The following is a 25,902-nucleotide window of genomic DNA, read 5'->3' as shown; positions in this document are numbered from 1 at the left end:
CCTCGACTTGCATGTGTTAAGCCTGCCGCTAGCGTTCATCCTGAGCCAGGATCAAACTCTTCATCGTATATTTTTTATATTATATTGCGATGTGTTCTCTAGTGGTTCTTTTCAAATCTTACGATTCTATTACTCTTATTTTATTTGTTCCGATTTTCATCGGAACGGCTGTCAATTCAATATGTCTACGAACGTGTATTTCTTTTTCTGTCGCTTGTCTCTCAAAGCGGGTGCAAAACTAAAAATTCTTTTTGTTTCTTGCAAGAAAAATTTAAAAAAATTTGAAACTTTTTTCATCATCTCTTTTCTAATCTTTCTTACCATTCTCTCAAGAAACTTCCCGTGTTTTGCGGGGTGCAAAGGTAACGAGCGTTTTTAAATCTCACAAGCTTTTTCTAATCTTTTTTTTTGAAAATTTCTTTTCTCTTAATTAGTCTTCTTGTCAGTATTTCTGTGAACGTCTGCGTTGTTGCGGGTGCAAAAGTACACAACAATTCCAGTTGCGCAAGCTTTTTAATCCCCTTTTTTTAATGTTTTTTTGCCCTTTTTCTTAATACTCTGATAACACATACTTTACAGATCGCCTTTTTTTGATTCTGTGTACGATTTTTCTTGTTCTAGGTGTGGTTTTGCTGATTTTTGCCCGTTTTCCGGGTGGTGTTTTATGCTTTTTCTCGCTTTGCTTCGCTTTTTTTAGTGTTTTCGGTTCTTCTCTTCTCTCGTTTTAATCTCGCAAAGGCGCTAAGTCGCTAAGTTTTCCCTTTTCTTTCTTCTGAAAACTCACTCCCTAGCCCCGATAGAAGCGGAAATCCTTTTTGTTTTGGTGTTCAAAACAAAAAGATTGAAGCGGATAGCGGGATCTAGCTCCTTATTATTATCATCAATATTATTATAGATCTTTAAATCCATAAAGGCTTCGGCTTCGCTCAGCCAGACAAAACGATACTTATATATTATATATGTATACAAACAACAAACCCGACAGGTTTTGAAAACCTGTCGGGTTGGAAATGTGTTTTTACTATTATATATTTGGTAGTAGAGAAAAACTACTCTATATATAATAGAGTAAACTTATACATATATATTGTATGTGTTTTTCTAATCACTTATATTTGCATTCACAAAATTATAAACAATGATCAAGATTACTTTACCCGATGGGTCAATTAGAGAGTTCGCTTCAGGCGTAACTCCAATGGAGGTCGCTAAAAACATTAGCGAAGGTTTTGCCAGAAACGTGATTTCAGCATCTTTTAATGGTACAACTATTGAAACCGAAACTCCATTGACGACCGATGGTAATCTTATATTATATACTTGGAATGATGCGGAAGGCAAGAAAGCTTTCTGGCATTCGACTTCGCACGTAATGGCTCAAGCTCTTGAAGAATTATATCCAGGAATTAAATTAACTCTTGGACCTGCAATTGCTAATGGTTTTTATTACGATGTTGATTTTGAAGATCAGAAAATTGTTGAAGCTGATTTTAAAAAGATTGAAGACCGCGTTCTTGAGATTTCAAGAGAGAAACATGAGTTCAAAATGCGTCCGGTTAGTAAAGCAGATGCATTAGAAATATATAAAGACAATGTTTACAAAACTGAGTTGATTTCGAATCTTGAAGACGGAACAATTACTTTTTGTGATCACGCCACTTTTACAGATTTATGCCGTGGCGGACATATTCCGAATACTGGAATCATCAAGGCTTTTAAAATCATGAGTGTTGCTGGTGCTTACTGGAGAGGTGACGAGAAAAACAAACAATTAACTCGTGTTTACGGAACATCGTTCCCTAAACAAAAAGATTTGACTGAATATCTTGAACTTCTTGAAGAAGCAAAACGTCGTGATCACCGTAAACTAGGAAAAGAACTTGAATTATTCGCTTTCTCTCAAAAGGTAGGTCAAGGTTTACCTTTATGGTTACCAAAAGGAGCCGCACTTAGAGAGCGTTTAGAGCAATTTTTAAAGAAAGCTCAAAAGAAAGCTGGTTATGAACAAGTTGTTAGTCCACATATTGGTCAGAAAGAACTTTATGTTACTTCTGGTCATTATGCTAAGTATGGTGCCGATAGTTTTCAGCCAATTCATACTCCAGCGGAAGGTGAAGAGTTTTTATTGAAACCTATGAACTGTCCTCACCACTGTGAAATTTATAATGTAAGACCATGGTCGTACAAGGATTTACCAAAGCGTTATGCTGAATTTGGTACTGTATACAGATATGAACAATCTGGTGAATTACACGGTTTAACTCGTGTTAGAGGTTTTACTCAGGATGACGCACACATTTTCTGTACTCCGGAACAATTGGATGAAGAGTTCAAAAAAGTAATTGACCTTGTATTATATGTATTTGGTTCATTAGGATTTGAAAACTTTACAGCTCAAATTTCATTAAGAGATCAGGAGAATAGAGAAAAATACATCGGTACAGATGAAAATTGGGAGAAAGCCGAGAATGCTATTATCAACGCTGCTGCAGACAAAGGTTTAAATACTGTTGTTGAATATGGCGAAGCTGCATTCTATGGTCCAAAACTAGATTTCATGGTTAAAGATGCTTTGGGAAGACAATGGCAATTAGGAACTATTCAGGTAGATTACAACTTGCCAGAACGTTTTGATTTGACATACAAAGGCGCTGATAATGAATTACATCGACCAGTTATGATTCACAGAGCTCCTTTTGGATCTATGGAACGTTTTATAGCAATTTTACTAGAGCACACTGCAGGAAATTTCCCACTTTGGCTAATGCCAGAACAGGCTATAATCTTGTCTTTGAGCGAGAAATACGAAAATTATGCTAAAAAAGTTTTAGAATTGCTAGAAAATCACGAAATTCGCGCCCTAATTGACAACCGAAACGAAACAATTGGCAAGAAAATTAGAGATGCAGAAATGCAGAAAATCCCATTTATGCTGATTGTAGGCGAAGAAGAAGAGAAAAACGGTACTATTTCTATTCGTCGCCACGGTCAAGAAGGAAAAGGCAATATCACAGTTTCAATCGAAGAATTTGCTGCGATTGTAAACGAAGAAATAAAAAAGACATTAAAAGTTTTTACAGTTTAACTTAAATTAGAAAGTCATAGCAATAAGAAGCAACAGAGGTTTTCAACCTCGAGTAGAAAAAAAAGATGCACACAGAATAAATAACAATATTCGTGGTGTACAAGAAGTAAGACTAGTAGGTGAAAACATCGAGCCAGGTGTTTTTAAGCTGGCAGATGCTTTACGATTAGCAGATCAGTTCGAATTGGATTTGGTTGAAATTTCGCCAAATGCTGAGCCGCCGGTTTGTAAAATCATGGACTACAAGAAATTTGTTTACGAGCAAAAGAAACGTGACAAGGCATTAAAAGCTAAGTCTACGCAGGTTGTAGTAAAAGAAATTCGTTTTGGTCCTCAAACAGATGAGCATGATTATGAATTTAAAAGAAAGAATGCTGAAAAGTTCCTTAAAGAAGGTGCTAAGTTAAAAGCTTTCGTGTTCTTTAAAGGACGTTCAATCATCTATAAAGATCAAGGGCAAATTTTATTATTGCGTTTGGCTACAGATTTAGAAGAACATGGTAAAGTTGAAGCTATGCCTGTTTTGGAAGGAAAGAGAATGATTATGTTCATTGCTCCGAAAAAGAAAAAATAATTATTTGCTTTAAGCAGTAAGCCTTAAGCCTCAAGCAAAATTCAAACATTGCCTAGAGCCTAAAGCCTAAAGCCTAAAGCTTATAAAAAACATAAGTAAGTAAGAATAAATTAAAACACTAGGAAAAATGCCTAAAATGAAAACTAAATCTAGCGCTAAGAAACGTTTTAAAGTTACTGGTTCTGGAAAGATTAAAAGAAAGCATGCTTTTAAAAGTCACATCTTGACTAAAAAATCTAAAAAACGTAAATTAGCTTTGACTCACTCAGCGCTAGTTCACCAAACAGATATGAAAAGCATCAAACAACAATTAAGAATTATCTAATAATTCTTTAGGTTAAAAAATTATTTATATAACCTTGGAGTATGGCTTTGAAGTTCCTTTGATTCAATTCAGGACGCCTGCTACAAAAACACATTAAAATTATGCCAAGATCGGTAAATTCAGTTGCTAAAAGAGCAAGAAGAAAAAAAATAATGAAGCAAGCCAAAGGTTTCTTTGGAAGACGTAAAAACGTTTGGACAGTTGCTAAGAATGCAGTAGAGAAAGCAATGTGCTACGCTTACCGCGATAGAAAACAAAACAAAAGAAATTTCCGTGCTTTATGGATTCAACGTATCAACGCTGGAGCTAGATTGGAAGGAATGTCTTATTCTCAATTCATGGGGAAAGTAAAAGCTAACGGAATCGAATTGAACCGTAAAGTTCTTGCAGATTTAGCTATGAACCACCCTGAAGCTTTCAAAGCTATTCTTAATAAAGTAAAATAAAACGTTTTATAAACTCAATTTAGATTTACTTACTTATCATAGAAAAACCATTCGTTAACGCGAATGGTTTTTTGTTTTGTATTTTTCCAATTAAAATGTTAATTCAATAATAGCTTTTTAAATGAAACGGTTTTTCATAATTTTATTCTTATTTCAAATTCATTTTGCCCAATCACAAGACAAGATATTAGATAAGAACTCTATCAATACAATAATTAGAGTAATCGACAAACGAGATTCTAATTGTCTTTCTGAAATTGAAAAAGCCAAACATGATTTTAAATCAAAAGAAACCTTTTACTATATTGAACCCGAAGGCTATATTGATATGAATTCTAATCGTCACCATCCAATTTTAATAGACTTACTTAGAAAAAAGGGAATTCATTTTGCTATCTCTCCAGAAACAGATAATTCATCTTACTGGTATAGTAACGATACTGTTTTTTATCACTTAACAACCAATTGTTATTACAAAGCGTTTAATGAATTACTAAACTCAAAATATGGCAGCAACTTTACACAAAAAATAGAAAGAACCGCTGACAGTTTGTATGTGATAAGTAGAATAGATACTCCTTTTGAATATCCAAACGGTGTAGATAATTACTGTAAGATATATCCAAAAGCTGAAGATTTTCTAGATCAAAAAAAAGAAATTCTATACGATTTTTTAAAAAACTTTAAATTCCCTAAAGGTTTTATACAGACCTCTAGTCAAGATTTTTTTGCAAAAACAAATTTCATCATTAAAAGAAACTCAAAAATTTCTGCTCTTAATATTGAAATTAAATTTACAAATCCTGAAAATCAAAAATTCAAAGAAAATATTTTTACTCAAATAAAAATGTTTATCGAAAATGCAAACTGGCAAGCGGCTGTTTCTAGTGGAGTCAAGGTAGATTGTCTGTTTAATATTAATTTCTATAATTAATATTCTTTCATTCTTAAATGACAAGTAAAAACCATTCTTGAGAGAACAATCAATATACAGACTCATTTAAACTTAATTATTTAGTACAATAGTATTCAATATTCAGTCATCTTCGAACAATTTTTAGAAGTACATTTGTATGATACAAATTACACTTATGTACCAATCTCTTTTTGATCATATTGAAAAATTCATTACTCTGAAACCTTCAGAAATAGACAAATTAGAATCGGCTCTTACTCTTTCGAAAATAAAAAAGAAAGAACACGTATTGAAAGAAGGTCAAATTTGCAATTCTATTTACTTTGTAGTTAAAGGCTGCATGAGACAATATATTATTAATTCTAAGGGCGCAGAACAGACATTGCAATTTGGCATTGAAAACTGGTGGATTACAGATTATCTAAGTTATCACAATCATATTCCATCAAGCTTTTATTTACAGGCTATAGAAAACACAGAAGTTATTGCAATTGATAAAATTGTTCTGGAAGCTCTTCTTATTGAAATTCCAAGTCTGGAGAGATACTTCCGAATTGTCTCTCAAAAAGCATTTGGTGCAATGCAAATGCGCATTAAATACTTATTTACAATGTCGGCAGAAGAACGATATCATCATTTCAATGATCACTTTCCTGAGTTTGTTCAACGTGTTCCACAATATATGATTGCATCTTATCTTGATTTTTCAGCAGAATTTATGAGTAAAATTAGGGCTGGCAAAATCTAATCGCATTTCTTGAAGTAGTTCAAGTTTTTACAGGTATACATTATTGACCTTTGTAATGAACTTTTAAAACACTTAAAAATGGAATCAAGAATCGTTATCCCAAATGTTGCCCCAGAAGCCTATCAAGCTTTAATGAATTTAGAAAAGTACATCTCTACTACTTCATTGACGTCAATACATAAAGAACTAATTAAAATTCGTGCTTCTCAAATAAATGGCTGTGCATACTGTATTAATATGCATACCGCAGATGCAAGAAAACATGGCATATCTGAACAACGCATTTATTTGATAAGTGCATGGCGAGAAGCTGATTATTACACTGAAGAAGAAAAAGCCATTTTAGCTTTAACCGAAGAAGTTACTTTGATAAGCAATCATGTATCTGAAGAGGTATATCAAAATGCTGCAAAACTATTTGATGAAAAATATCTTGCTGAGACAATATTGGCTATCATTACTATTAATTCATGGAACAGATTAGCCATCACAACAGGTATGCGAGCTGTTTAATCTGCAACTATAAACTGCACTTCAACATAAAAAATAAGTCTCTCTATTTGAGGGACTTATTTTTTACAAGTATAAATAACACTTATAAATCTCAAAAGACATAAATTACCTCATTTCTATATTTTTAAAGAAATAAAATTCTTTATTTTTGGCACATGATACCACCAAAATTAAGAGCATCCCTATATATTGTTACTTTTCTGTTTTTCTTATCCTGTCAGAAAAAAGATAATGACTTAAATAACTCAAAAAATAATGAAGCTGAAGTTGAAAAACTAATTACCATTGCAAATACTTTTTTTCAAAATAAAAAACTCGACAGCTCTTTTTACTACTATAATAAAGCAAAATTCATTTGCAATCCCATAACAGATTCTGATCATTATGTCAGTACGTTAAATCGTATGGCAACTATTCAGCAGTCACGTGGAGATTTTGCCGGGAGCGAATCTACAATTACAGAAGCTTTGCCTTATTTGAAATATGTAAAAAACAATTTACATGTATGGAATACGTATACAACTTTGGGCACGAACTATTTAAACATTTACGATTACAAAAATGCAATTCTTTATCATCAGAAAGCATTACAATTAAACACATCAAACTGGAAAAAATTAAACGCAAAAAATAATATAGCAGTCGTTCTCACACATGAAGAAAGATACAATGAGGCTCTTGAAATTTTCTTACCCTTAGCTACTGAAAAAGAAGTGATAAAAAATTCTTCCTTATATGGTTCGCTTCTTGACAATATTGGCTTGTGCTATACCAAACTAAACGAAACACAAATGGCGTTTCAATACTTAAACAAAGGTCTTGAAGTCAGACAAAAATCTAATGACATCAAAGGTTTAGGAAAAACATATGCCAATTTTGCAGAATTTTATGAGAAGAGCAATCCTTATCTTGCAAAAAAATACATGCTTCTAAGTTATAAAAGCTTTAACTCTGTAAAGGATTTGGAAGCGCGACTAACACTATTAAAGTTAATGATTAGAAACAGTTCTAATCAGGAATTAAAAAAATACTCAACTACTTATGTACAACTTGTGGATAGTCTTTTTGAAATAAGACAGAAAGCAAAAAATGAATTTGCAAAAATTAAGTATGATTCAAAAAAGGAAAAGGATGAAAATCTAAAACTTAGAACTCATAAAGTACAAAATGAGCTTCAGCTAGAAAAACAAAAAAACAAAAATATAATTTCGTATATTATAATAATACTAAGCTTAAGTCTCCTTTTAACACTGTATTTTTATCTTATCTCTAAAGGAAATAAAGAAAAAATAGAGGCTACTTATAAAAGCGAAACAAGGATTGCCAAAAAACTACATGACGAACTTGCAAATGATATCTATCACACAATGGCTTTTGCTGAGAACAAAAATCTGTCTATAACAGAAAACAAAGAGCAATTGTTAAATAGTCTTGATGCTATATATTCAAGAACACGCGATATCTCAAAAGAAAACAACCCTATTGTAAGTAATGAGAATTATATTTTATACTTAAAAGAAATGCTTTCCGGATTTAATACTTTTGATATTAGTATTATTTTAAACGGACTTGACTCTATTAATTGGAATGATATTGAAAGAAATAAAAAAATTACCATTTACAGAGTGCTTCAGGAATTACTGGTGAACATGAAAAAACATAGTAACGCAACTCTAGTTGAAATCACTTTTAAAAAATCAGAAAAAAATATCGAAATAAATTACACTGATAATGGCAAAGGCGCTGATATTAATGAAATGACTCTTAAAAACGGTTTACATAATGTCGAAACCAGAATCCTTTCTATTAAAGGTAGAATTGATATTGATTCGGCTCCGGATAAAGGTTTTAAAGTCTTTATAAAATTTCCTTTAACATAATGAAAAGTATAGTATTAAATAGAAAAAAGAATGGTCTGTTATATTTGTTAATAGCAGCAACCATCTCTATACTATTGGCATCTTGTAAACAGGAAAATCAACCAAAAGCAAAAGAAAAAAATCATCGCGAAGAAATCCGTAAAATTCTTGACAGTGCCGATTTCTTCTTTGACAATAGTAAACTTGACAGCGCTTATTTTTACTTTAATAAAGCTAATTCCCTTTGCGACCCCGAAAGAAACACTAATTATTATGTTTATTCTTTATCCTGCATGGCTGAAATTATACAGCTTGAAGGAGATTATATTACTAGTGAAAATATACTTGCAAAAACACTGCCTTATTTAAAAAGAACAACCAGACCAAGATATCCCTGGTTTACTTATACTATAATGGCTCAAAATTATCATTCAACATTTGATTATAATAATGCTATTAAGTATCATATACAAGCTCTGCATTACACTTTTTCCAGTGGAAAAAAAGCTTCCACTTTAAACAAAATCTGTTCTGTTTATATCGATCAAAAAAAATACAAAGAAGCAATATCTCTTCTTGTTTTTTTATGTGAAACTGAAGATGTTTTCAAAAAAGACAGACCTATTGATCAAATTGAGTATGCCAGAACCTTAGATAATTTGGGGTATTGTTATGCTATTCTCAAGAATCCTAAAGCATTAGAATGTTATAAAAAAAGCTTAAAGATTAAAACTGAATTAAAAGATGAAGAGAAAATAATGTATAGTCATCAAAATCTTGCCATGTACTATCAAAAAACAAATCCCGAATTAGCCAAAAAATACGCTAAACTGGCTTATAATACATCCTTAAAGCTCAAAGCTGTATTATTACGGGAACGTGTTTTAATCGTATTGCAAGATTGTACCGAAGGCACTGAATCAAAAGACTATGCATTAAAATATCTCAAACTAAATGATAGTATAGTCAAGTCCAGACAGAATAAAAAAAATCAATTTGTACTAATTAAATATAATTCACAAAAAGATAAAGATGAAAATTTATTACTAAAAGCCAGAAAAATTGAAAATGAACTTCAATTAGAAAGACAAAAAAACAGAAGCAACATTGCGTATGTAATTTTATCGTTTAGTACTTTTTTAGCTCTTTTCCTTTTTTACTATCTGAAATCAAAAGGAAAAAAAGAAAAAAGCCAGGCTATTTATAAAAGTGAATCCCGAATATCAAAAAAATTACATGACGAACTTGCTAATGATGTTTATCAAACTTTAGCATTTGCAGAAATTCATGAATTAGACCAGAAGGAAAACAAGGAAAAATTACTTCGCAGTCTTGATGATATTTATTCAAAAACCAGGAACATTTCAAAAGAAAACAGTCTGATTAAAGTAGATCATGATTATCCAAAGGTTTTAAAAGAAATGATTTCAGGTTTTAAAACTTCTAATCTAAACATCTTATTAAATGGTTTTGATGCCATTTTATGGAGTGAAGTTGGCAAAAATGAAAGAATAATACTTTATCGTGTACTACAGGAATTACTTGTAAACATGAAAAAGAACAGTAATGCAACTTTAGTTGGAATAAATTTTAAAAGAACAGATAAAAATATTGAGATCAACTATACTGATAATGGTCAAAGGACTGGTATCAATAAAATAGACTTACAGAATGATTTTCAAAATATCAAATTAAGATTACTTGATATAAAAGGTACAATTAAAATCGATGATACTTCTATTATTGGTTTTAAGGCATTCATTAAATTTCCAGCATAATAATGAACAAATTATTTACCTTTTTTAAATCAAAGAACTTAATTTTCTTCATCTTAAGCCTCATTCTTATTTCAGGAATTGTCTTTTTTACCCTAATTCTGTCCTGTCAAAAAGAAACTAAAAAGAAAGTCATTAAAAAAAACTATTCCGTTGAAATAAAAAAAACACTTACTATAGCAGATAGTCTATATGATTACAACAAATTAGATAGTTCGTTTTACTATTATAACAAAGCCATGCTACTTTGTAATCCAGAAATAAATTGTGATGAATATGTTTATTCTTTGTCTTCAATGGCTGACATACAAACTATAATTGGTGATTACACAACAAGTGAACAAACTTTAATCAAAACACTCCCTTATTTAAGTAAAGTAAAAAAGGTAATGAATGTAAGGAATGTTTATGGTTACATTGCTATTAATTACCTCAATACTTATAATTATAAAGATTCTTTTTTATATCATAAAAAAGCACTGGATTTACCTGGAACTTCTTTTAAAAAAACAATAGTTCTTATTGACATTGCGGTACTTTATATGAAAGAAAAAAGATATAAAGAAGCAATAAGTATTCTCGAACCATTGTCAAGAATAAAAAGATTCAGTAAAAAAAGATCACTCACAAATAATTCTATACATGCAAATATTATTAGCAATCTAGGCCTTTGCTATTATCATCTACAAAAACCAAAAGCTGTTGAACTCTATAATGCAAGTATTAACATATATCAAAAACTGAATGAGGGTGTAGGAGGTTTGTTTCTCTCATACCTTAATCTCTCTATTTATTATGAAAACAAAAATCCAAAATTAGCTCAAAAATATGCAAAAATAGCTTATGCAAATGCAGCACCCAGCGATAAAGCAAATGGCCTTGCTCAATTAATTAAAACTAGTGAAGGAAATACACTTAAAAAATATACTTCAGATTATATTAAAATAATTGATAGCACAACATTAGACAGAAGAAGTGCCCGAAATCAATTTGCTCAAATTAAATATAATTCAGAAGAAGACAAAGTCGAAAATTTAGATTTAAAAGTCGAAAAAGCAGAAAATGAACTTCTATTACAACGACAAAAAAACAGAAGTACCATTTCTTATATCATTATCACTTTCAGTATTATTGCATTATTCTTTCTTTATTTTTATTTAACATCAAAAAGAAAAAAAACTAAGATTGAAGCAATCTACGAAAGTGAAACACGAATAGCTAAAAAATTACGCGCTGAACTTTCAGATAATGTTTATCAAACTACAGCTTTCGCTAAAATCACAGATTTGGAACAAAAAGAAAATAAAGAAAAATTACTCCTAAATTTGGATCAGATTTATTCAAAAACCAGGAACATTTCTAAAGAAAACAGTTTGATTAAAACCGATAAAAACTATCCAAAAGATCTAAAGGAAATGATTTCAGATTTCAAAACTGTTAATCTAAACATTTTACTAAATGGTTTAGATACCATTAATTGGAATGAAATTGAAAAAAATCAAAAAATTATAGTCTATCGGGTTTTACAAGAACTATTTATAAACATGAAAAAGTATAACAACTCAACTTTAGTGAGTGTTAGCTTCAAAATTCTTTCCAAAAACATGTCAGTTATTTATATTGATAATAGACGCAGAACAAGTAATTATGGGCAAATTTTAAAAAATGATTTCCAAAATGTGGAAAACCGTATTAAAACAATAAATGGAACAATTACTTTTGACAATAATTCTGAAAAAGGTTTAAAAATAAGTTTCACCTTTCCTTTATAAAAACAATATTATGTTCAAGAAAGTTTTAGTTGCCGAAGATTTAGATAGTATAAGTATAGCCGTTATTCAAGTTCTTGAAGATCTTAAAATACCCGTAATTGATCATGTTAAATACTGTGATGACGGACTTTTAAAAGTAAAAAAAGCATTGGCAGACAATGAACCATATGATTTAGTAATAAGTGATTTATCATTTAAATCTGATCACCGTAAAACATTTCTTAGTAGTGGAGAAGAAATGATTGAAGCGATTAATGATGTACAGCCAAAAATAAAGAAAATTGTATTTTCAATTGAAGATAAATCGTATCGAATCAAATCTTTATTTAATGATTTGGGGGTAAACGCGTATGTTTCTAAAGGAAGAAATAGTATCAGTGAATTAAGAAAAGCTATTGAAGGTACTTTTAGAAACGAAGAGAAAATCCTTTCATCAGATTTATCTTTTAATTTTACAGATAAGGCCTTAATTGAAATCGAGTCTTATGACATTTCTATTTTAAAACTTTTAGCCAAAGGTTATATTTTGGAAAATATATCTAGTGAATTTAAATCATCTTCAATTACTCCAAATGGAACGAGTAGTATAGAGAAAAGAATTAATAAATTAAAGATATATTTTAAAGCCAACAATAATGTTCATCTTATTGCTATTGCAAAAGATTTCGGTTTAGTATAAAAATTAATGCTATTTACGGCTTTCCGTAAGGAAATGATTTTATATAAATCTAATTTTGTATAATAATCTATTAATTAACCTGATGAAAACCAAGAATAACCTTTTTTTTGATGAAAGTTTTCATCAAAAGTTAATATCAAAAATATATACAACTAATAACAAAATACTTATGAAAACAATGTTGCTATGTATTTTTTTGTCACTAAGTTTTATCATTATCTCAGAAAAGAGCGGATGGCTTAAGATCGAATGGAAAATGGTTTTTATACCGGCGCTTTTGGTTTTACAGATTATCATTATTGGAACTGCTTTAAAAAACAGATATAAAAAGCATTAAAATGTCGTAAAAGTGAAATTTTGAAATGCTTATATTTGATACTTTAAATACTGCATGAAAAACACTCTAAGCCTCATTTTCTTTTTTTACAGCATTTTCCTTTTTTCACAAATTAAAATTGTTTCCTGGAACATTGAAAATTTTGGAAAATCTAAATCTCAGTCTGAAATAAACTTTATTGCCAATACTATTCAGGATTACGACATCATTGCTCTTCAGGAAGTTGTGGCAGGATATGGCGGTGCTCAGGCAGTAGCGAAACTTGCAACTGTATTAAACGAAAAAGGATCTCACTGGGACTATGCCATTAGCGATCCTACAAGCAGCAGCAGTTACAAAACCGAACGTTATGCTTACATCTGGAAAACTAGTAAAGCACAACTAAAAGGAAAACCCTGGCTGGAAAAAAAATACAATCTTGAAATTGATCGTGAACCTTACTTTGCAACATTCAAGGTGAATAAAAAGCTTATAACGCTTACAAACTTTCATGCTATCACCAAAAGCAAACAACCGGAAACAGAAATTAAATATTTTAAATTTTTACCGGCCGAATATCCAGATCTAAATTTAATTTTTTTGGGAGATTTCAATTGCCCACAATCTCATACCGTTTTTAATCCGTTGAAAAAGATGGGCTACTCTCCTATTTTACAAAATCAGAAAACGACGCTGAAACAAAAATGCAGAAATAATATCTGTCTCGCATCAGAATTTGATAATATGTTTTACAAATCAAACACTTTACGTTACATTAATTCCGGTATAATTCCGTTTTACAAGAAATTTGATTCATTGTCAGAAGCAAAGAGAATTTCCGATCATATTCCGATTTGGTTTGAATTTTCAATAAACTAAATTATGTTTTCAGCTTTTTCTTTCTTGCGGCAGGAAATAAAACATTGTTAAGAATCAATCGATAACCAGGTGAATTAGGATGCAAATCAAGAACTGTTGGCGGATCTCCCACCTGATGTTGAAAATCTTCCGGATCATGACCTCCAAAAAAAGTAAACATTCCCTTTCCTTTTTCTCCATGAATGTATCTTGATTCTCCATTAATTTCGCATGTACCCATTATTAGTACATTGGATTTTATTAATGAAGTATCAAATGAAGTAGTTTGTCCCATAAAACCTTTTACCAACTGTGTATGGTTTTGACACAACATACTCGGAATTGGGTCCCATTTTGCCGAAAACTCCATTAAAGTGAAATAATCTTTGTCCATAGGAACTCTTCGTTTAGTGGTCATATCAATATCTGAAAACTCATAAACTTCCGGTCTTCTTTCTAAAGTAAAATTTTTAAAGGCAAATGAATTTCCATAATCCAGTTTTGACTGGTAATTTGATTCACTGGCATCACCGTCAAACATCGCTTCACAGATATCAACTCCATCGGCTGAAAGTGCAATATCAAAACTGTCTGTCGCAGAACACATGGCAAACATAAAACCACCACCTATTACAAAATCACGAATTTTTTTAGCTACTGCTCCTTTTTCTTGTGAAACTTTGGCATATCCGAGTTTTGTCGCCAGGGCTTCTGCATCTCTTTTCTGATCGATATACCAGGGTGTATTTTTATAAGCCGCATAAAATTTACCATATTGCCCTGTAAAATCTTCATGATGAAGGTGCAACCAATCGTAAAGTAACAATTGATCACTTAAAACTTCTTCATCATAAATTGGAGTAAAAGGAATTTCGGCATACGTTAATACTAATGTTACGGCATCATCCCATGGTTGCTTTCCTTTTGGCGTATAAACTGCAATTTTGGGTGCTTTCTCTAAAATAACAGATTCCATATTTTGTGAGGGGCTCGAAATTTCGTTCAAAATTGAAGCTTCTTCACTATCTGAAAGTACTTCAAAACTTACTCCACGAATTTTGCATTCTTTTCTAATTTCCTCAGCATCCGGCAGTAAAAAAGAACCTCCTCTATAATTAAGAAGCCAACTGGCCTTATAATCTTTACTTAAGCACCAATATGTAATTCCGTAAGCTTTTAGATGATTTTGCTGCGTTGTTTCGTCCATCGGAAGTAAAATAAACGAAGCACGTGCTGATAAGGATAGTAGAAACAAAAAAACACAAACCAAACTCTTCTTCATGCGAATATTATTTTAGTAAAGATATAAAGGAAGCATCAAAAAACATCATACATCTCTTTGTTTTATGGCTATTAGAATTGTTAAATATAACTGTGAAAACTATTTTGCAAAAACACGTAAAAACACGTATTTCACAAAAGTTTTTTCTACTTACATTTGATAACCCAAATCATTGAAAGATAAATCAATAAAAAAGGAGACGATGAAATTCAATGAGAGAAATAACCAGCGTAATGGGCTTAATATAATACAGAAAATAGGAATCTGCGTTCTTGTAGTGACAATAATTTTTTACTATATATTGTCGATTCAATTTTTAACAAGTAACTAATTTAGATTGTCAGTACTGCAATTTCATTTTGAATTGCATACACCACCAATCCTGCAATATTTCTGGATTCTGTTTTAAGTAATAAATTATTGCGATGCCCCTCTACCGTTCTTGGACTTAAAAAAAGATGTTCTGCAATTTCTGTAGTTGTCTTTTGTTGACAAATAAGCTGAAGAATTTCTATTTCGCGGGGAGAAAGAAAGCTTGTTTCTAATTGTCCTTTTGAATTTTTTGATGAAACAATAGTCTCTTGTATAATCCTCAGAACATTTTCGTTATAATAAAATCCTTTTCTGGCAACCTCATTTATAGTATGAATCAGATCTTTTGGTGTGGTATTTTTTATAAGATAAGCAACGGCACCAACCTGAATCATATTAGCAATAAACGATTTAGTGTCATAACTTGTGAGTGCTATTATTTTAATATCCGGATAGGACTTTCGAATAATTTTAGTGGCTTCAACGCCGTTTAAGATCGGCATTTTTAAATCCATAATAATAATATCTGGCTTATCTTCAATCTTTTCCAGATTCAAAATAAGTTCTTCGCCGTCTGATGCTTCAAAAATTATTTCGATATTTGATTCTCGCTGTAATAAAAAAGCAATTCCTTTTCGAAATAAAATTTCATCATCAACTAAAGCAATTTTAATAGCCGCATTCATTTTCAGTTTAGTTTTAGTCTTTGGTATGCCGAAATTACGAAATAAGTACCATAAAATAGCGAAGTAATCCTATATAATATACAAAAAGACCGTTTATATAGAAATTTAGACTTTAAAATGTAAAATTTACAACAATTCCTTTATGTAATTGTGACATTATTTTAATTGTACCATCCAAAAAAGAAATTCGGCTATCGATGTTTTTCATTCCTAAACCTTTCTGATTTTCACAATTTTTGGCTTCAAAACCAACACCATTGTCTTTGTAGCTACAACTATTTATTCCGTCAATATTTTCAAACGAAATCCAAATTTCTGTTGCTTTTCCATGTCGAAGTGAATTATTCATTAACTCCTGTAAAATTCTAAAAACGTGTAAATGCCGATCGATTTCTTTTTCATCAAAATCTATAGTATTGGTATAATGAACTTTGACCGCTTTACTGCTTTCAAACTCTCCACATAATTCTTCAATACCAGCATTGAGTCCAAATTTCTCAAAAACAGGCGGTAACAAATTATGTGCTATTTTTCTGGAATTCTCAAGCGCTTTTGTAGTAAGGTTTATAATATTTTCGGTAATCTCTTTTGTTTCGTCTTCAGATAAATCAGGAGCCGAAAGCAAATGAGTGTTTAGAGAAACAATATTAAGTTTAGAACTAATATCATCGTGCAAATCCTGAGCAATTCTTTTACGTTCTTCTTCCTGAGTAAAAATTACAGCATGCAATTGTTCTTTTTGATATTGCAGCATCAGGTCTATTTTTTCAAGTTCTTTTTGAATTATTTTCTTTCTGGAAAAATAAAAGAATATAATTAACGCAATTGCCACAATAATAAAGAACAGAGAAGTGTACAGAATTATTACTACAAGTTCTTTTTCAGGAATTGAATGCCCCATAATTACTTTCTTAAATCCATTTTCGTTTTATCAAAAAATGTTACTTTCCAATCGTACAATATAAACAAATAATATATTAAAAGTAAAAATGCATTTACCAACCAAATGATATATTTTAAATCTGTACTAAATTCTAGAGAAAGATTACCAACGACATATAGTACAGTACTTGCCAGTAAATAAAATATAACCCCAATACTGGTATAATAATATTTTTTGCTTTCTGTCAGCATATTGTAAAAATGCAATAATGCAAAAACAACAATAAGCAACGATGTTAAAGTAATTCCAAATAAATTGTATTTAAAAAACTGATTCGGATCAATACTAAATTGCACAGCAAAAATTAACAACGCACTTATTAAGGTAGATTTTACAAATATTTTTTGTTTCTTATTAGTTAATAATGAATTATAAAACAAGCCTAATAAAATCATTTGTCCTATAAAAAAGGAATTAACAAAATATAAATTATCCTCGCGCAGATAGTACATAACTTCCATTAAAAACTGCAGAATAAAAGCAAAGGCGAGATAGGAAACAAAAAAAACATTAGCTTTTTCCTTTCGGAAAAAGCTATATGAATATAAAATAAGATTAATTAATAAGATTAAATAACTTGAATATATTAAAAAATCATCCATTTTAAACATTAAAGTCAAAATCAATAAGGAGGACATGGTCTTGCTCCATCATAAGCAACTTCTTCGCCACCCTCAGCATTATCACCATTTTCCGGAGGTCCGTAAACGTTTTCATACTTACCTGTTAAGGGATTTAATTTTGCTCCAACAAAAAGCAATGTCTTTTCGTTGTCATCATTTATTCCAATGTATGCAAAAACAGCATCCGTTTTAAGTTTAAGTACTTTTTTTAAACTTTCGCGTGGAATTAAAAAAGCTTTAACTTTATCCTTTCCTCCTCTTTCTTCTATAGAGGAATCATCATCATACTTTTTTTCCCACGCTTTTGCAGTTGACACTGGAACGTGAATAGGTCCAGGGAATTTTTCTTTACTCATGATTAAATTTGTTTTTGGTTGTTATTTAATAGTCGAATTCTTTTAGAATCGGCACGCTAAACTACTGAATTTTATTAAGAAATTTAACCTTTTAACATAAAAAAAGCCTTATAAAAAGGCTTTTGGTAAATATTTTTAGAATGGCACATCGCTATCATCATCGTCGTCATTCAGATTACTGCCAAATGCTTCGTTTGCAGATGGGAGATTTTTGGTAATAAAAGGATTATCATCATGATTCATTTTTGATGGCAGATCATCATAACCACCCGAAAATTCATCAAGGTTATCAAATTTTCCTAAGTGTCCTAAAAATTTCAAACGAATGTTTTCGATACCACCATTACGGTGTTTTGCGATCATAATTTCTGCCTGACCAGCAGTTGGCGAAGCCTCATCATCATCCCATTCTTCAATTTTATAATATTCAGGTCGGTATAAAAACGAAACGATATCGGCATCCTGCTCAATCGCTCCAGATTCACGAAGATCCGAAAGTAAAGGTCTTTTACTAGAACCACGTGTCTCAACAGCACGCGATAACTGGGAAAGTGCAATAACCGGAACGTTAAGTTCTTTTGCCAAAGCTTTTAAGTTTCGGGAAATTGTCGAAATTTCCTGCTCACGGTTTCCTCCTCCTTTAGCATTTCCTCCCGCAGTCATTAACTGCAAATAATCTATAATGATAATTTTAATACCATGTTGCGATGCTAAACGACGGCATTTTGCTCTTAAATCGAAAATAGAAAGTGAGGGTGTATCATCAATAAATAAAGGTGCTTTTTCTAAATCTTTTACTTTAGTACTTAACATTGTCCATTCATGTGCCTCTAATTTACCTGTACGCAATTTTTCTGATGACAATCCTGTTTCAGAAGAAATTAGCCTGGTAATCAGCTGAACTGAAGCCATCTCCAGAGAGAACAAAGCTACTCCATGCCCATATTGAATAGCAATATTTCTGGCCATAGAAAGTACAAATGCCGTTTTTCCCATCGCAGGTCTTGCCGCGATAATAATTAAATCACTTGGCTGCCATCCTGAAGTTAGTTTATCTAAATTAGTAAAGCCAGTTTCTACACCACTTAATCCCTCTTTTTTAGAAATCTCTTCAATTTTCTTTTTAGCTTGTAAAACTAAACTCTGTGCGGTTTCAGAACTACGCTTGATATTTCCCTGAGTTACTTCGTATAATTTAGACTCCGCTCTATCAAGCAAATCGAATACGTCTGTTGTCTCATCATACGATTCTTCAATAATTTCAGAGGAAATTCTAATTAAACTTCTCTGAATAAACTTTTGCAGAATAATACGCGAGTGAAATTCGATATGTGCAGACGAAGCAATTTTCTGCGTAAGCTGAATCAGGTAAAAATCTCCACCAGCAAGCTCCAGTTTTCCATTTTTCTTTAACTGACTCGAAACAGTCAATAAATCGATTGGCTGTGTTTCTGTAAAAAGCTGCAAAATCGCCTCAAAAATATGCTTGTGTGCATCTTTATAAAAAGCATCGGGCTGCAAAATATCAATTACATCATCTACCCCCTTTTTATCAATCATCATCGCTCCTAGCACAGCCTCCTCCATTTCAAGTACTTGCGGAGGGAGTTTCCCTTTTTCGAGATTAATAATAGTGGTTTTATCTACCTTTACAGGGTTTACATTTTTGAAATTTTCCATATAGCGAAAGTAACAAAATTTAAAAAAAAATTGCTAGCGAGTTATAACTATTGTATTGTTTATAAATAAGTTTTTGTGTTCATAACCAAAAAAAAATCCGAAACCGCAGGGCTTCGGATTTTTTATCATATTGTATGAATTTATTCTTTGTACTCACCCATATTGCTGTATTTATCCATTCTTTGGGCAATTAAATCAGCTGTTGATAAGTCTTTCAATTCATTATATCCTTTGGTGATATATTCTGCTACTGTTTTAAAAGTAGTTTCGCGATCATAGTGCGCTCCGCCAAGTGGCTCAGGAATAACATCATCAACTAATTTTTGTTTTTTCATATCCGATGAAGTCAATTTTAAAGCATCTGCAGCACGTTCTTTGTACTCCCAGCTTTTCCATAAAATTGAAGAACATGATTCAGGAGAAATTACAGAATACCAAGTATTCTCTAACATATAAACTTTATCTCCAACACCAATTCCTAATGCTCCACCAGAAGCACCTTCACCAACAATAATGGTAATAATTGGCACTTGCAAACGAACCATTTCAAAAATATTTCTTGCAATCGCTTCACCTTGCCCTCTTTCTTCAGCTTCAAGCCCAGGGTATGCACCCGGAGTATCTACTAAAGTAAGAACCGGAATTCCGAATTTCTCTGCCATTTTCATCAAACGCAAAGCTTTACGGTATCCTTCAGGGTTTGCCATACCAAAATTACGGTACTGACGTGTTTTTGTATTAAAACCTTTTTGCTGACCTACGATCATAAACGACTGTCCGTTTATTTTTCCAAGACCACCAACCATCGCTTTATCATCTTTAAAGTTACGGTCACCATGAAGCTCTAAGAATGTATCACCGCAAATTGCTCTGATATAATCTAAAGTATATGGTCTGTTTGGATGTCTTGACAATTGTACACGTTGCCAGGCAGTAAGATTTTTATATATTTCTTTCTTAGTCTGTTCTAGTTTCTTGTTGATTTCTTTACACGTTGGCGTAACATCAACATCAGATTCTTTTCCAATTATAACGCACTTTTCTAATTGTTCTTCAAGTTCTTTTATTGGAAGCTCAAAATCTAAATATTCCATGGAGTTTTGAATTTTGTTTTTAAATCGAACCGCAAATATAAAAATATTATATCATTGGCGAAGTTAATTGTTATTTAAAGTATAAAAATGCATTTTAAAAATAAGGAAACTATTACAAGTTTTCTTTCTTATTTTGGTAATGTTTGAAAACCCCATTTAGAATCACAGTAATAATAATTATGACTGCTCCTATGTAAAATTCGACACTCATTTTTTCTTTTCCGCCCAGAATAAAATACGCTAATACAATTCCGTAAACAGGCTCTAAATTAGTCGTTAACATTACAGTATAAGGCGTTAATCGTTGCATTACTTTTACCGATGCGGTAAAGGCATAAGCAGTACATATTGAAGCCAAAATAAAGAGCAAGCCCCAATTGTTTAATGACATTGTAAAGAAATCTCTATTGAATTTTCCTTGTACTAAAAAATAAATAGTAATAAAGAAAACGCCGGCACCAAACTCGTAAAATGTAATTACAGATGGCTCATGATCTGATATTAATTTCCCATTCATCAAAGTAAATAAAACCCCAAGAATTATGGCGGCTAACGCATAATAAACACCTGTAAGATATTTAATCTCAACCTGCAATATCAAGGCTAAACCTGCTATAATAATCAATCCGAAGAAAACCTCGTACCATAATACTTTTCGTCCGAAGAAAAGCGGTTCTAATAAAGAGGCAAAAAATGCGCCCAAAGAAAATATGGATAGTGTAATTGAAACGTTTGAAACATGAATTGCTTTAAAAAAGAAAATCCAGTGTAAAGCAATCAGTAAACCAACAAAAATCAACTTAAAAAGTTCTTTTATTGGTACCTGAAAAGATTGTTTTTTATAGATAATAAATCCTCCAAGAAAAATCATAGCAAGAAGCATTCTAAACCAGACTAAATTTTCGGCATCGATTGTAATTAAGGCGCCTAAAATGGCTGTAAAACCCCAGATAAAAACAATTAAGTGAAGATTTAAATAACTTTTTAAATTATCGTTTCGCATTGCGTAATAAGTAAACTGCTAAAATCCCGAAAACAATATTCGGAAACCAGACAGCTAATAATGGTGAGAATGTAGATTTTTCGGCAAGAGTACCAAATATTTTATCAAAAAACACAAATGAAAAGGCAATTGCAATTCCGATAGCTAAATTGGTTCCCATACCACCACGACGTTTCATAGACGAAACTGCAACGGCAATAATAGTCAAAATAAAGGCAGAAACCGGAACGCTGTATTTTTTATACAGAACTACTAAATATGTATTTATATTCCCGGAACCTCTTTTTCTTTCCTTATCAATAAAGTCTATCAGTTTTCCTAAAGAAAGTGTCTCTGCTATATATACAACCGGCGTTAAATCGGCCAATTCAAATTTAAACTTAACCTCTTTTTCAGGATCCTTTTCGATTACATCATTCAATTCGCCAAGCGTTCTCTTGGTGTAATCATATAAAATATAGGTTTTCTTTTTTGGATCCCATTTAATACGGCTAGCCGAGATTTTATAGGTTAATTTCTCTTTATCAAAATGCTCTAACGTAAAATTAAAAGCCGTTTTTGATTCTTCGTTAAAACTATTTACAAAAATGAAATCGTGATCATTAATCTGACGGTAAACATTGGTGTTTTCACCGCGCATAAGCTCTTTACCATTTCCTTTTAAATACGTATATCTAAAATTATTAAAACCCTCACTCGCGGCTGGAACAATAAAAAACCCCATTAAAAGCACAAAAACCGAAACGATTGAAGCTCCAATAATATAAGGTCTTAAGAAACGTGTAAACGAGATTCCAGAACTTAAAATCGCAATAATTTCTGTATTATTTGCCAATTTTGATGTAAACCAAATTACCGATAAAAACAGAAATATTGGAAATAATGAATTTGCGAAGTAAACGGTAAAATTGTAATAATAGAAAGCAATATCCATAAACGGAATCTTGTTTTCCAGCATTTTATTCACCTTTTCAGAAACGTCAATTACAATTCCAATCGGAATAAATAATAAGATCATCACCGAGAAAGTGGCTAAATATCTTTTTAAAATATACTTATCTATTATCGTCAGCATATATAATTTTTGTTTTTTTTGTTTCAAGTTTTAAGTTTCACGTTCTCTGCAGAACATGAAACTTAAAACCTCAAACTTGAAACTATATTTTAAAGTCTTTGGCTCATATTTTTAACCATCATCTCTTTCCAAGGTCTAAAATCGCCGGCTAAGATATGTTTTCTTGCTTCACGAACCAACCACATATAAAAACCAAGATTATGAATCGTTGCAATTTGTTTTCCTAAATATTCGTTGGCCGCAAATAAGTGACGTAAATATGCTTTTGTATATTCTGTGTCTACAAAAGTGTGTCCCATTTCGTCAATTGGAGAAAAATCAGCTTCCCATTTTTTATTTTTGATGTTGATTGTTCCGTTTGCCGTAAACAACATACCGTTTCTTGCATTACGCGTTGGCATAACACAGTCAAACATATCAATTCCTAATGCAATATTTTCCAAAATATTAATTGGTGTTCCAACACCCATTAAATAACGAGGTTTATCTTCCGGAAGAATTTCACAAACTACTTCGGTCATAGCATACATTTCTTCAGCTGGCTCTCCTACTGATAATCCACCAATAGCGTTTCCTTGCTGACCTGCATTTGCAATATATTCTGCAGACTGACGACGTAAATCTTTATAAGTACTTCCCTGAACAATCGGGAAAAACGTTTGCTCGTAACCATATTTATAAGGAACCTTATCTAAATGATTAATACAACGATCTAACCAACGGTGTGTCATGTGCATCGAACGCTGCGCATATCTGTAATCACAAGGATATGGTGTACACTCATCAAAAGCCATAATAATATCGGCTCCAATGGTACGCTGAATTTCCATTACATTTTCCGGAGTAAAAAAGTGATAAGAACCATCAATATGCGATTTGAACTTTACTCCTTCTTCTTTAATTTTTCGATTATTAGAAAGAGAGTAAACCTGATATCCACCAGAATCTGTCAAAATATTACGATCCCAGTTCATGAATTTATGCAATCCTCCTGCTTTTTCAAGAATTTCTGTCTGCGGACGCAAATATAAATGATAGGTATTTCCAAGGATAATATCCGGATTAATATCGTCTTTTAATTCACGCTGATGCACTCCTTTTACAGAAGCTACCGTTCCAACAGGCATAAAAATAGGCGTTTCAATTACGCCGTGATCTGTAGTTATACTTCCTGCTCTCGCTTTCGATTGCGGATCTTTTTGTAATAAATCAAACTTCATCTGTTTCTTTTTTCAGTCCGCAAAGATAAGCTAATTTCAGAGAAAATAAATTAGATAATTTGGCAATTAGAAAATTAGATAATCAACTTGAAACATGAAACAAAGAAAACCTGAAACTTGAAGTTTGAAATTTCAAAAATTAGAATTTAAATATTCTGGGCGTTCCCTCCGGTCGGGCTATCCGCTGCAAGTCCTCGCACTTCCTTCGTCAGGCTGTGGGCTATCCGTTTCTATCCCTAACGCAAGAAAAAATGACAGTTCCATTAGAAATCTTTAAATTTGAATAAATAGTCATTGTCAAGCTTAGCGAAGTCGAAGCCCCGCAAGGCACAAACATAACAATAAAAAATCCGTTTAAATTCGCGAAAATCTGCGTGCAAAAAACACATACAAAATGAACTTATCTCAAAAACTTGGATATCCTGAAAACGCCAAACTATTAATCATTCATGCCGATGATGCCGGATTATCACATTCAGAAAACCAAGCAACCATAAAAGCACTCCAAAACGGATCTGTAAACTCCTATAGCATAATGGTACCTTGTCCATGGTTTTATGAAATGGCTGTCTTTGCTAAAAACAACCCAAATTACGATTGCGGTATACACTTAACCCTAACTTGTGAATGGGAAAATTATAAATTTGGTCCGGTTCTTCCTGTTTCTGAAGTTTCGAGTTTAACCGATCAAAACGGTTATTTTTATAAAACCAGAAAAGATTTTAAAGAAAATGCAAAGCTTTCTGAAATTAAAAAGGAACTTACTGCACAAATTGAAAAAGCTTTAAAATTCGGAATCAAACCTACACATCTCGACTCACACATGTGTAGTATTGGCGTTACTCCCGAAATTTTAGAAATCTACAAAGAACTTGGAAGAATCTACAATCTACCTGTTTTCATCAACAAGCAATTTGTAGAATCAATTCGTTTATCTGACGAAAAATATAATTTCGAGGATACTCTTGTAGCAGACCATCTTTTAATTGGACATTTCAGTGACTTCTCAAAAGGCGAACTGAGAACTTCTTATGCAAAAGCTTTAGAAAACACAAAACCAGGATTCAATGTCTTCTTGCTTCATCCTGCTTTTGATGATTTTGAAATGCAAGGAATTACCGTAGATCATCCAAATTTTGGTTCCGAATGGCGTCAGATCGATTTTGATTTCTTTACAAGTGAAGAATGTAAATTAATACTTCAGGAAAACAATATTCAATTAGTAACATGGAAAGAGATTTCTTCAATTAGATAATATACCAATTAGAAAATGAGATAATTATTTCCTAAACCTGAAAACTGAAACTTAAAAAATCACTTTTTTTTAAAAGAATGTAAATACTAAAACTTTGTAATTAAAACATATAACATTCTGAATCCAATAATTTCATAACTTTAATATCCATTAAAAAATTAGAAATTATGATCAATTCAGACGATAAAAACGCAGCAAACGAAAATGAAATCGAAAGAAATCTGGAAAATTTAGATTATCCGGCAAGTGAAGATATTTACAATCAGGAAGACAAACTTGATGAAATTGATCTGGAAGAAATTTCAACCGACGAAACTATTATTCCCAAAGATCATCAATGGAAACAAAACAGTGATAAACTTGGAAACGATTTAGATATTCCAGGTTCAGAACTTGATGACGAACAGGAAGAAATTGGATCTGAAGATGAAGAAAACAATTTTTACAGCGAAAGCGACACCAACTAAACTTATTTTGCTTTAATCCTATTTTGCCACAGATTATATT

25 protein-coding genes and 1 rRNA gene are annotated in these 25,902 nt (G+C 31.7%); 15 read left to right on the top strand and 11 right to left on the bottom strand.

What is annotated here, in order from left to right; genetic code table 11:
- A 16S ribosomal RNA gene (locus KHA98_RS17415) occupies window positions 1-67 on the bottom strand; the annotation flags it as partial.
- A gap of 1,071 nt (window positions 68-1,138) precedes the next feature.
- On the opposite strand from KHA98_RS17415, the gene thrS reads away from it, so the two are divergent.
- The 13 genes from thrS to KHA98_RS17350 all read left to right on the top strand — a co-directional run bounded on the left by thrS (window position 1,139) and on the right by KHA98_RS17350 (window position 13,887).
- Window positions 1,139-3,085 carry a threonine--tRNA ligase gene (gene thrS / locus KHA98_RS17410; protein ID WP_213259158.1) on the top strand — a complete coding sequence of 649 codons (1,947 nt, stop codon included), beginning with the start codon at window positions 1,139-1,141 and terminating at the stop codon, window positions 3,083-3,085.
- Between the two features lie 22 nt (window positions 3,086-3,107).
- Complete coding sequence (infC, locus tag KHA98_RS17405; RefSeq protein ID WP_081909355.1) at window positions 3,108-3,659, top strand: translation initiation factor IF-3; 552 nt, start codon at window positions 3,108-3,110, stop codon at window positions 3,657-3,659.
- Between the two features lie 127 nt (window positions 3,660-3,786).
- Window positions 3,787-3,984, top strand: a complete 198-nt coding sequence (gene rpmI / locus KHA98_RS17400; RefSeq protein ID WP_026727505.1) for a 50S ribosomal protein L35 — start codon at window positions 3,787-3,789, stop codon at window positions 3,982-3,984.
- Between the two features lie 101 nt (window positions 3,985-4,085).
- Window positions 4,086-4,430 carry a 50S ribosomal protein L20 gene (rplT, locus tag KHA98_RS17395; RefSeq protein ID WP_007810721.1) on the top strand — a complete coding sequence of 115 codons (345 nt, stop codon included), beginning with the start codon at window positions 4,086-4,088 and terminating at the stop codon, window positions 4,428-4,430.
- Window positions 4,431-4,758: 328 nt separating this feature from the next.
- Entirely contained in the window at window positions 4,759-5,364 is a 606-nt protein-coding gene (locus tag KHA98_RS17390; RefSeq protein WP_213259157.1) for a hypothetical protein, read from the top strand.
- Between the two features lie 139 nt (window positions 5,365-5,503).
- Window positions 5,504-6,094, top strand: coding sequence for a Crp/Fnr family transcriptional regulator (locus tag KHA98_RS17385; protein ID WP_246522390.1), 591 nt, complete (start codon window positions 5,504-5,506; stop codon window positions 6,092-6,094).
- Between the two features lie 78 nt (window positions 6,095-6,172).
- Window positions 6,173-6,607, top strand: coding sequence for a carboxymuconolactone decarboxylase family protein (locus KHA98_RS17380; RefSeq protein ID WP_213259156.1), 435 nt, complete (start codon window positions 6,173-6,175; stop codon window positions 6,605-6,607).
- 155 nt (window positions 6,608-6,762) lie between these two features.
- Complete coding sequence (locus KHA98_RS17375; RefSeq protein ID WP_213259155.1) at window positions 6,763-8,487, top strand: tetratricopeptide repeat-containing sensor histidine kinase; 1,725 nt, start codon at window positions 6,763-6,765, stop codon at window positions 8,485-8,487.
- Window positions 8,487-10,244, top strand: a complete 1,758-nt coding sequence (locus tag KHA98_RS17370; protein ID WP_213259154.1) for a tetratricopeptide repeat-containing sensor histidine kinase — start codon at window positions 8,487-8,489, stop codon at window positions 10,242-10,244. Before KHA98_RS17375 ends, KHA98_RS17370 begins: the two co-directional genes overlap by 1 nt.
- Before the next feature lie 2 nt (window positions 10,245-10,246).
- Window positions 10,247-12,013 carry a tetratricopeptide repeat-containing sensor histidine kinase gene (locus KHA98_RS17365; protein ID WP_213259153.1) on the top strand — a complete coding sequence of 589 codons (1,767 nt, stop codon included), beginning with the start codon at window positions 10,247-10,249 and terminating at the stop codon, window positions 12,011-12,013.
- A 10-nt stretch (window positions 12,014-12,023) separates the two neighbouring features.
- Entirely contained in the window at window positions 12,024-12,692 is a 669-nt protein-coding gene (locus KHA98_RS17360; RefSeq protein WP_213259152.1) for a response regulator, read from the top strand.
- Between the two features lie 169 nt (window positions 12,693-12,861).
- On the top strand, window positions 12,862-13,029 hold the full coding sequence (locus KHA98_RS17355) for a hypothetical protein (RefSeq protein WP_213259151.1): 168 nt from the start codon (window positions 12,862-12,864) through the stop codon (window positions 13,027-13,029).
- A 54-nt stretch (window positions 13,030-13,083) separates the two neighbouring features.
- Window positions 13,084-13,887: an endonuclease/exonuclease/phosphatase family protein gene (locus KHA98_RS17350; protein WP_213259150.1), complete on the top strand. Its 804-nt coding sequence runs from the start codon at window positions 13,084-13,086 to the stop codon at window positions 13,885-13,887.
- Between the two features lies 1 nt (window position 13,888).
- On the opposite strand, the gene KHA98_RS17345 is transcribed toward KHA98_RS17350, so the two are convergent.
- The 10 genes from KHA98_RS17345 to tgt all read right to left on the bottom strand — a co-directional run bounded on the left by KHA98_RS17345 (window position 13,889) and on the right by tgt (window position 24,140).
- Window positions 13,889-15,148, bottom strand: a complete 1,260-nt coding sequence (locus tag KHA98_RS17345; protein WP_213259149.1) for an asparagine synthetase B — start codon at window positions 15,146-15,148, stop codon at window positions 13,889-13,891.
- A 332-nt stretch (window positions 15,149-15,480) separates the two neighbouring features.
- Window positions 15,481-16,146, bottom strand: coding sequence for a response regulator transcription factor (locus KHA98_RS17340; protein WP_213259148.1), 666 nt, complete (start codon window positions 16,144-16,146; stop codon window positions 15,481-15,483).
- Window positions 16,147-16,258: 112 nt separating this feature from the next.
- The gene (locus KHA98_RS17335) at window positions 16,259-17,047 is read right to left on the bottom strand and encodes a sensor histidine kinase (RefSeq protein ID WP_246522387.1); all 789 of its coding nucleotides are present in this window, start codon (window positions 17,045-17,047) and stop codon (window positions 16,259-16,261) included.
- A gap of 2 nt (window positions 17,048-17,049) precedes the next feature.
- The gene (locus KHA98_RS17330; RefSeq protein WP_246522385.1) at window positions 17,050-17,541 is read right to left on the bottom strand and encodes a hypothetical protein; all 492 of its coding nucleotides are present in this window, start codon (window positions 17,539-17,541) and stop codon (window positions 17,050-17,052) included.
- A gap of 170 nt (window positions 17,542-17,711) precedes the next feature.
- A complete protein-coding gene (locus KHA98_RS17325; protein WP_213259146.1) occupies window positions 17,712-18,068 on the bottom strand; it encodes a hypothetical protein in 357 nt (118 codons plus the stop codon).
- Between the two features lie 135 nt (window positions 18,069-18,203).
- The gene (gene dnaB / locus KHA98_RS17320) at window positions 18,204-19,748 is read right to left on the bottom strand and encodes a replicative DNA helicase (RefSeq protein WP_213259145.1); all 1,545 of its coding nucleotides are present in this window, start codon (window positions 19,746-19,748) and stop codon (window positions 18,204-18,206) included.
- Between the two features lie 140 nt (window positions 19,749-19,888).
- On the bottom strand, window positions 19,889-20,842 hold the full coding sequence (locus KHA98_RS17315; RefSeq protein ID WP_194620272.1) for an acetyl-CoA carboxylase carboxyltransferase subunit alpha: 954 nt from the start codon (window positions 20,840-20,842) through the stop codon (window positions 19,889-19,891).
- Between the two features lie 112 nt (window positions 20,843-20,954).
- Complete coding sequence (locus KHA98_RS17310) at window positions 20,955-21,845, bottom strand: DMT family transporter (protein WP_213259144.1); 891 nt, start codon at window positions 21,843-21,845, stop codon at window positions 20,955-20,957.
- A complete protein-coding gene (locus tag KHA98_RS17305; protein ID WP_213259143.1) occupies window positions 21,832-22,920 on the bottom strand; it encodes an LptF/LptG family permease in 1,089 nt (362 codons plus the stop codon). Before KHA98_RS17305 ends, KHA98_RS17310 begins: the two co-directional genes overlap by 14 nt.
- Window positions 22,921-23,009: 89 nt before the next feature.
- Window positions 23,010-24,140: a tRNA guanosine(34) transglycosylase Tgt gene (gene tgt / locus KHA98_RS17300; protein WP_213259142.1), complete on the bottom strand. Its 1,131-nt coding sequence runs from the start codon at window positions 24,138-24,140 to the stop codon at window positions 23,010-23,012.
- A 394-nt stretch (window positions 24,141-24,534) separates the two neighbouring features.
- Here tgt and KHA98_RS17295 point away from each other — a divergent pair, with 394 nt between their 5' ends.
- Window positions 24,535-25,395 carry a polysaccharide deacetylase family protein gene (locus KHA98_RS17295; protein ID WP_213259141.1) on the top strand — a complete coding sequence of 287 codons (861 nt, stop codon included), beginning with the start codon at window positions 24,535-24,537 and terminating at the stop codon, window positions 25,393-25,395.
- Window positions 25,396-25,562: 167 nt separating this feature from the next.
- A complete protein-coding gene (locus KHA98_RS17290; RefSeq protein WP_213259140.1) occupies window positions 25,563-25,862 on the top strand; it encodes a hypothetical protein in 300 nt (99 codons plus the stop codon).
- Window positions 25,863-25,902: the final 40 nt, after the last annotated feature.

The organism is Flavobacterium branchiicola, from assembly GCF_018383905.1.
In the GTDB taxonomy this organism is placed as follows: Bacteria; Bacteroidota; Bacteroidia; order Flavobacteriales; family Flavobacteriaceae; genus Flavobacterium; species Flavobacterium branchiicola.
The sequence above is the reverse complement of the archived record's forward strand: the minus strand, read 5'-3'. Positions and strand labels throughout refer to the sequence as shown.

Excerpts from the sequence above, each read along its gene's own strand:
- thrS (WP_213259158.1), top strand. The coding sequence starts at position 1,139 with ATGATCAAGATTACTTTACCCGATGGGTCAATTAGAGAGTTCGCTTCA.
- rpmI (WP_026727505.1), top strand. The coding sequence starts at position 3,787 with ATGCCTAAAATGAAAACTAAATCTAGCGCTAAGAAACGTTTTAAAGTT.
- rplT (WP_007810721.1), top strand. The coding sequence starts at position 4,086 with ATGCCAAGATCGGTAAATTCAGTTGCTAAAAGAGCAAGAAGAAAAAAA.
- KHA98_RS17390 (WP_213259157.1), top strand. The coding sequence starts at position 4,759 with ATGAATTCTAATCGTCACCATCCAATTTTAATAGACTTACTTAGAAAA.
- KHA98_RS17385 (WP_246522390.1), top strand. The coding sequence starts at position 5,504 with ATGATACAAATTACACTTATGTACCAATCTCTTTTTGATCATATTGAA.
- KHA98_RS17380 (WP_213259156.1), top strand. The coding sequence starts at position 6,173 with ATGGAATCAAGAATCGTTATCCCAAATGTTGCCCCAGAAGCCTATCAA.
- KHA98_RS17375 (WP_213259155.1), top strand. The coding sequence starts at position 6,763 with ATGATACCACCAAAATTAAGAGCATCCCTATATATTGTTACTTTTCTG.
- KHA98_RS17370 (WP_213259154.1), top strand. The coding sequence starts at position 8,487 with ATGAAAAGTATAGTATTAAATAGAAAAAAGAATGGTCTGTTATATTTG.
- KHA98_RS17365 (WP_213259153.1), top strand. The coding sequence starts at position 10,247 with ATGAACAAATTATTTACCTTTTTTAAATCAAAGAACTTAATTTTCTTC.
- KHA98_RS17360 (WP_213259152.1), top strand. The coding sequence starts at position 12,024 with ATGTTCAAGAAAGTTTTAGTTGCCGAAGATTTAGATAGTATAAGTATA.
- KHA98_RS17355 (WP_213259151.1), top strand. The coding sequence starts at position 12,862 with ATGAAAACAATGTTGCTATGTATTTTTTTGTCACTAAGTTTTATCATT.
- KHA98_RS17350 (WP_213259150.1), top strand. The coding sequence starts at position 13,084 with ATGAAAAACACTCTAAGCCTCATTTTCTTTTTTTACAGCATTTTCCTT.
- KHA98_RS17345 (WP_213259149.1), bottom strand. The coding sequence starts at position 15,148 with ATGAAGAAGAGTTTGGTTTGTGTTTTTTTGTTTCTACTATCCTTATCA.
- KHA98_RS17340 (WP_213259148.1), bottom strand. The coding sequence starts at position 16,146 with ATGAATGCGGCTATTAAAATTGCTTTAGTTGATGATGAAATTTTATTT.
- KHA98_RS17335 (WP_246522387.1), bottom strand. The coding sequence starts at position 17,047 with ATGGGGCATTCAATTCCTGAAAAAGAACTTGTAGTAATAATTCTGTAC.
- KHA98_RS17330 (WP_246522385.1), bottom strand. The coding sequence starts at position 17,541 with ATGTACTATCTGCGCGAGGATAATTTATATTTTGTTAATTCCTTTTTT.
- KHA98_RS17325 (WP_213259146.1), bottom strand. The coding sequence starts at position 18,068 with ATGAGTAAAGAAAAATTCCCTGGACCTATTCACGTTCCAGTGTCAACT.
- dnaB (WP_213259145.1), bottom strand. The coding sequence starts at position 19,748 with ATGGAAAATTTCAAAAATGTAAACCCTGTAAAGGTAGATAAAACCACT.
- KHA98_RS17315 (WP_194620272.1), bottom strand. The coding sequence starts at position 20,842 with ATGGAATATTTAGATTTTGAGCTTCCAATAAAAGAACTTGAAGAACAA.
- KHA98_RS17310 (WP_213259144.1), bottom strand. The coding sequence starts at position 21,845 with ATGCGAAACGATAATTTAAAAAGTTATTTAAATCTTCACTTAATTGTT.
- KHA98_RS17305 (WP_213259143.1), bottom strand. The coding sequence starts at position 22,920 with ATGCTGACGATAATAGATAAGTATATTTTAAAAAGATATTTAGCCACT.
- tgt (WP_213259142.1), bottom strand. The coding sequence starts at position 24,140 with ATGAAGTTTGATTTATTACAAAAAGATCCGCAATCGAAAGCGAGAGCA.
- KHA98_RS17295 (WP_213259141.1), top strand. The coding sequence starts at position 24,535 with ATGAACTTATCTCAAAAACTTGGATATCCTGAAAACGCCAAACTATTA.
- KHA98_RS17290 (WP_213259140.1), top strand. The coding sequence starts at position 25,563 with ATGATCAATTCAGACGATAAAAACGCAGCAAACGAAAATGAAATCGAA.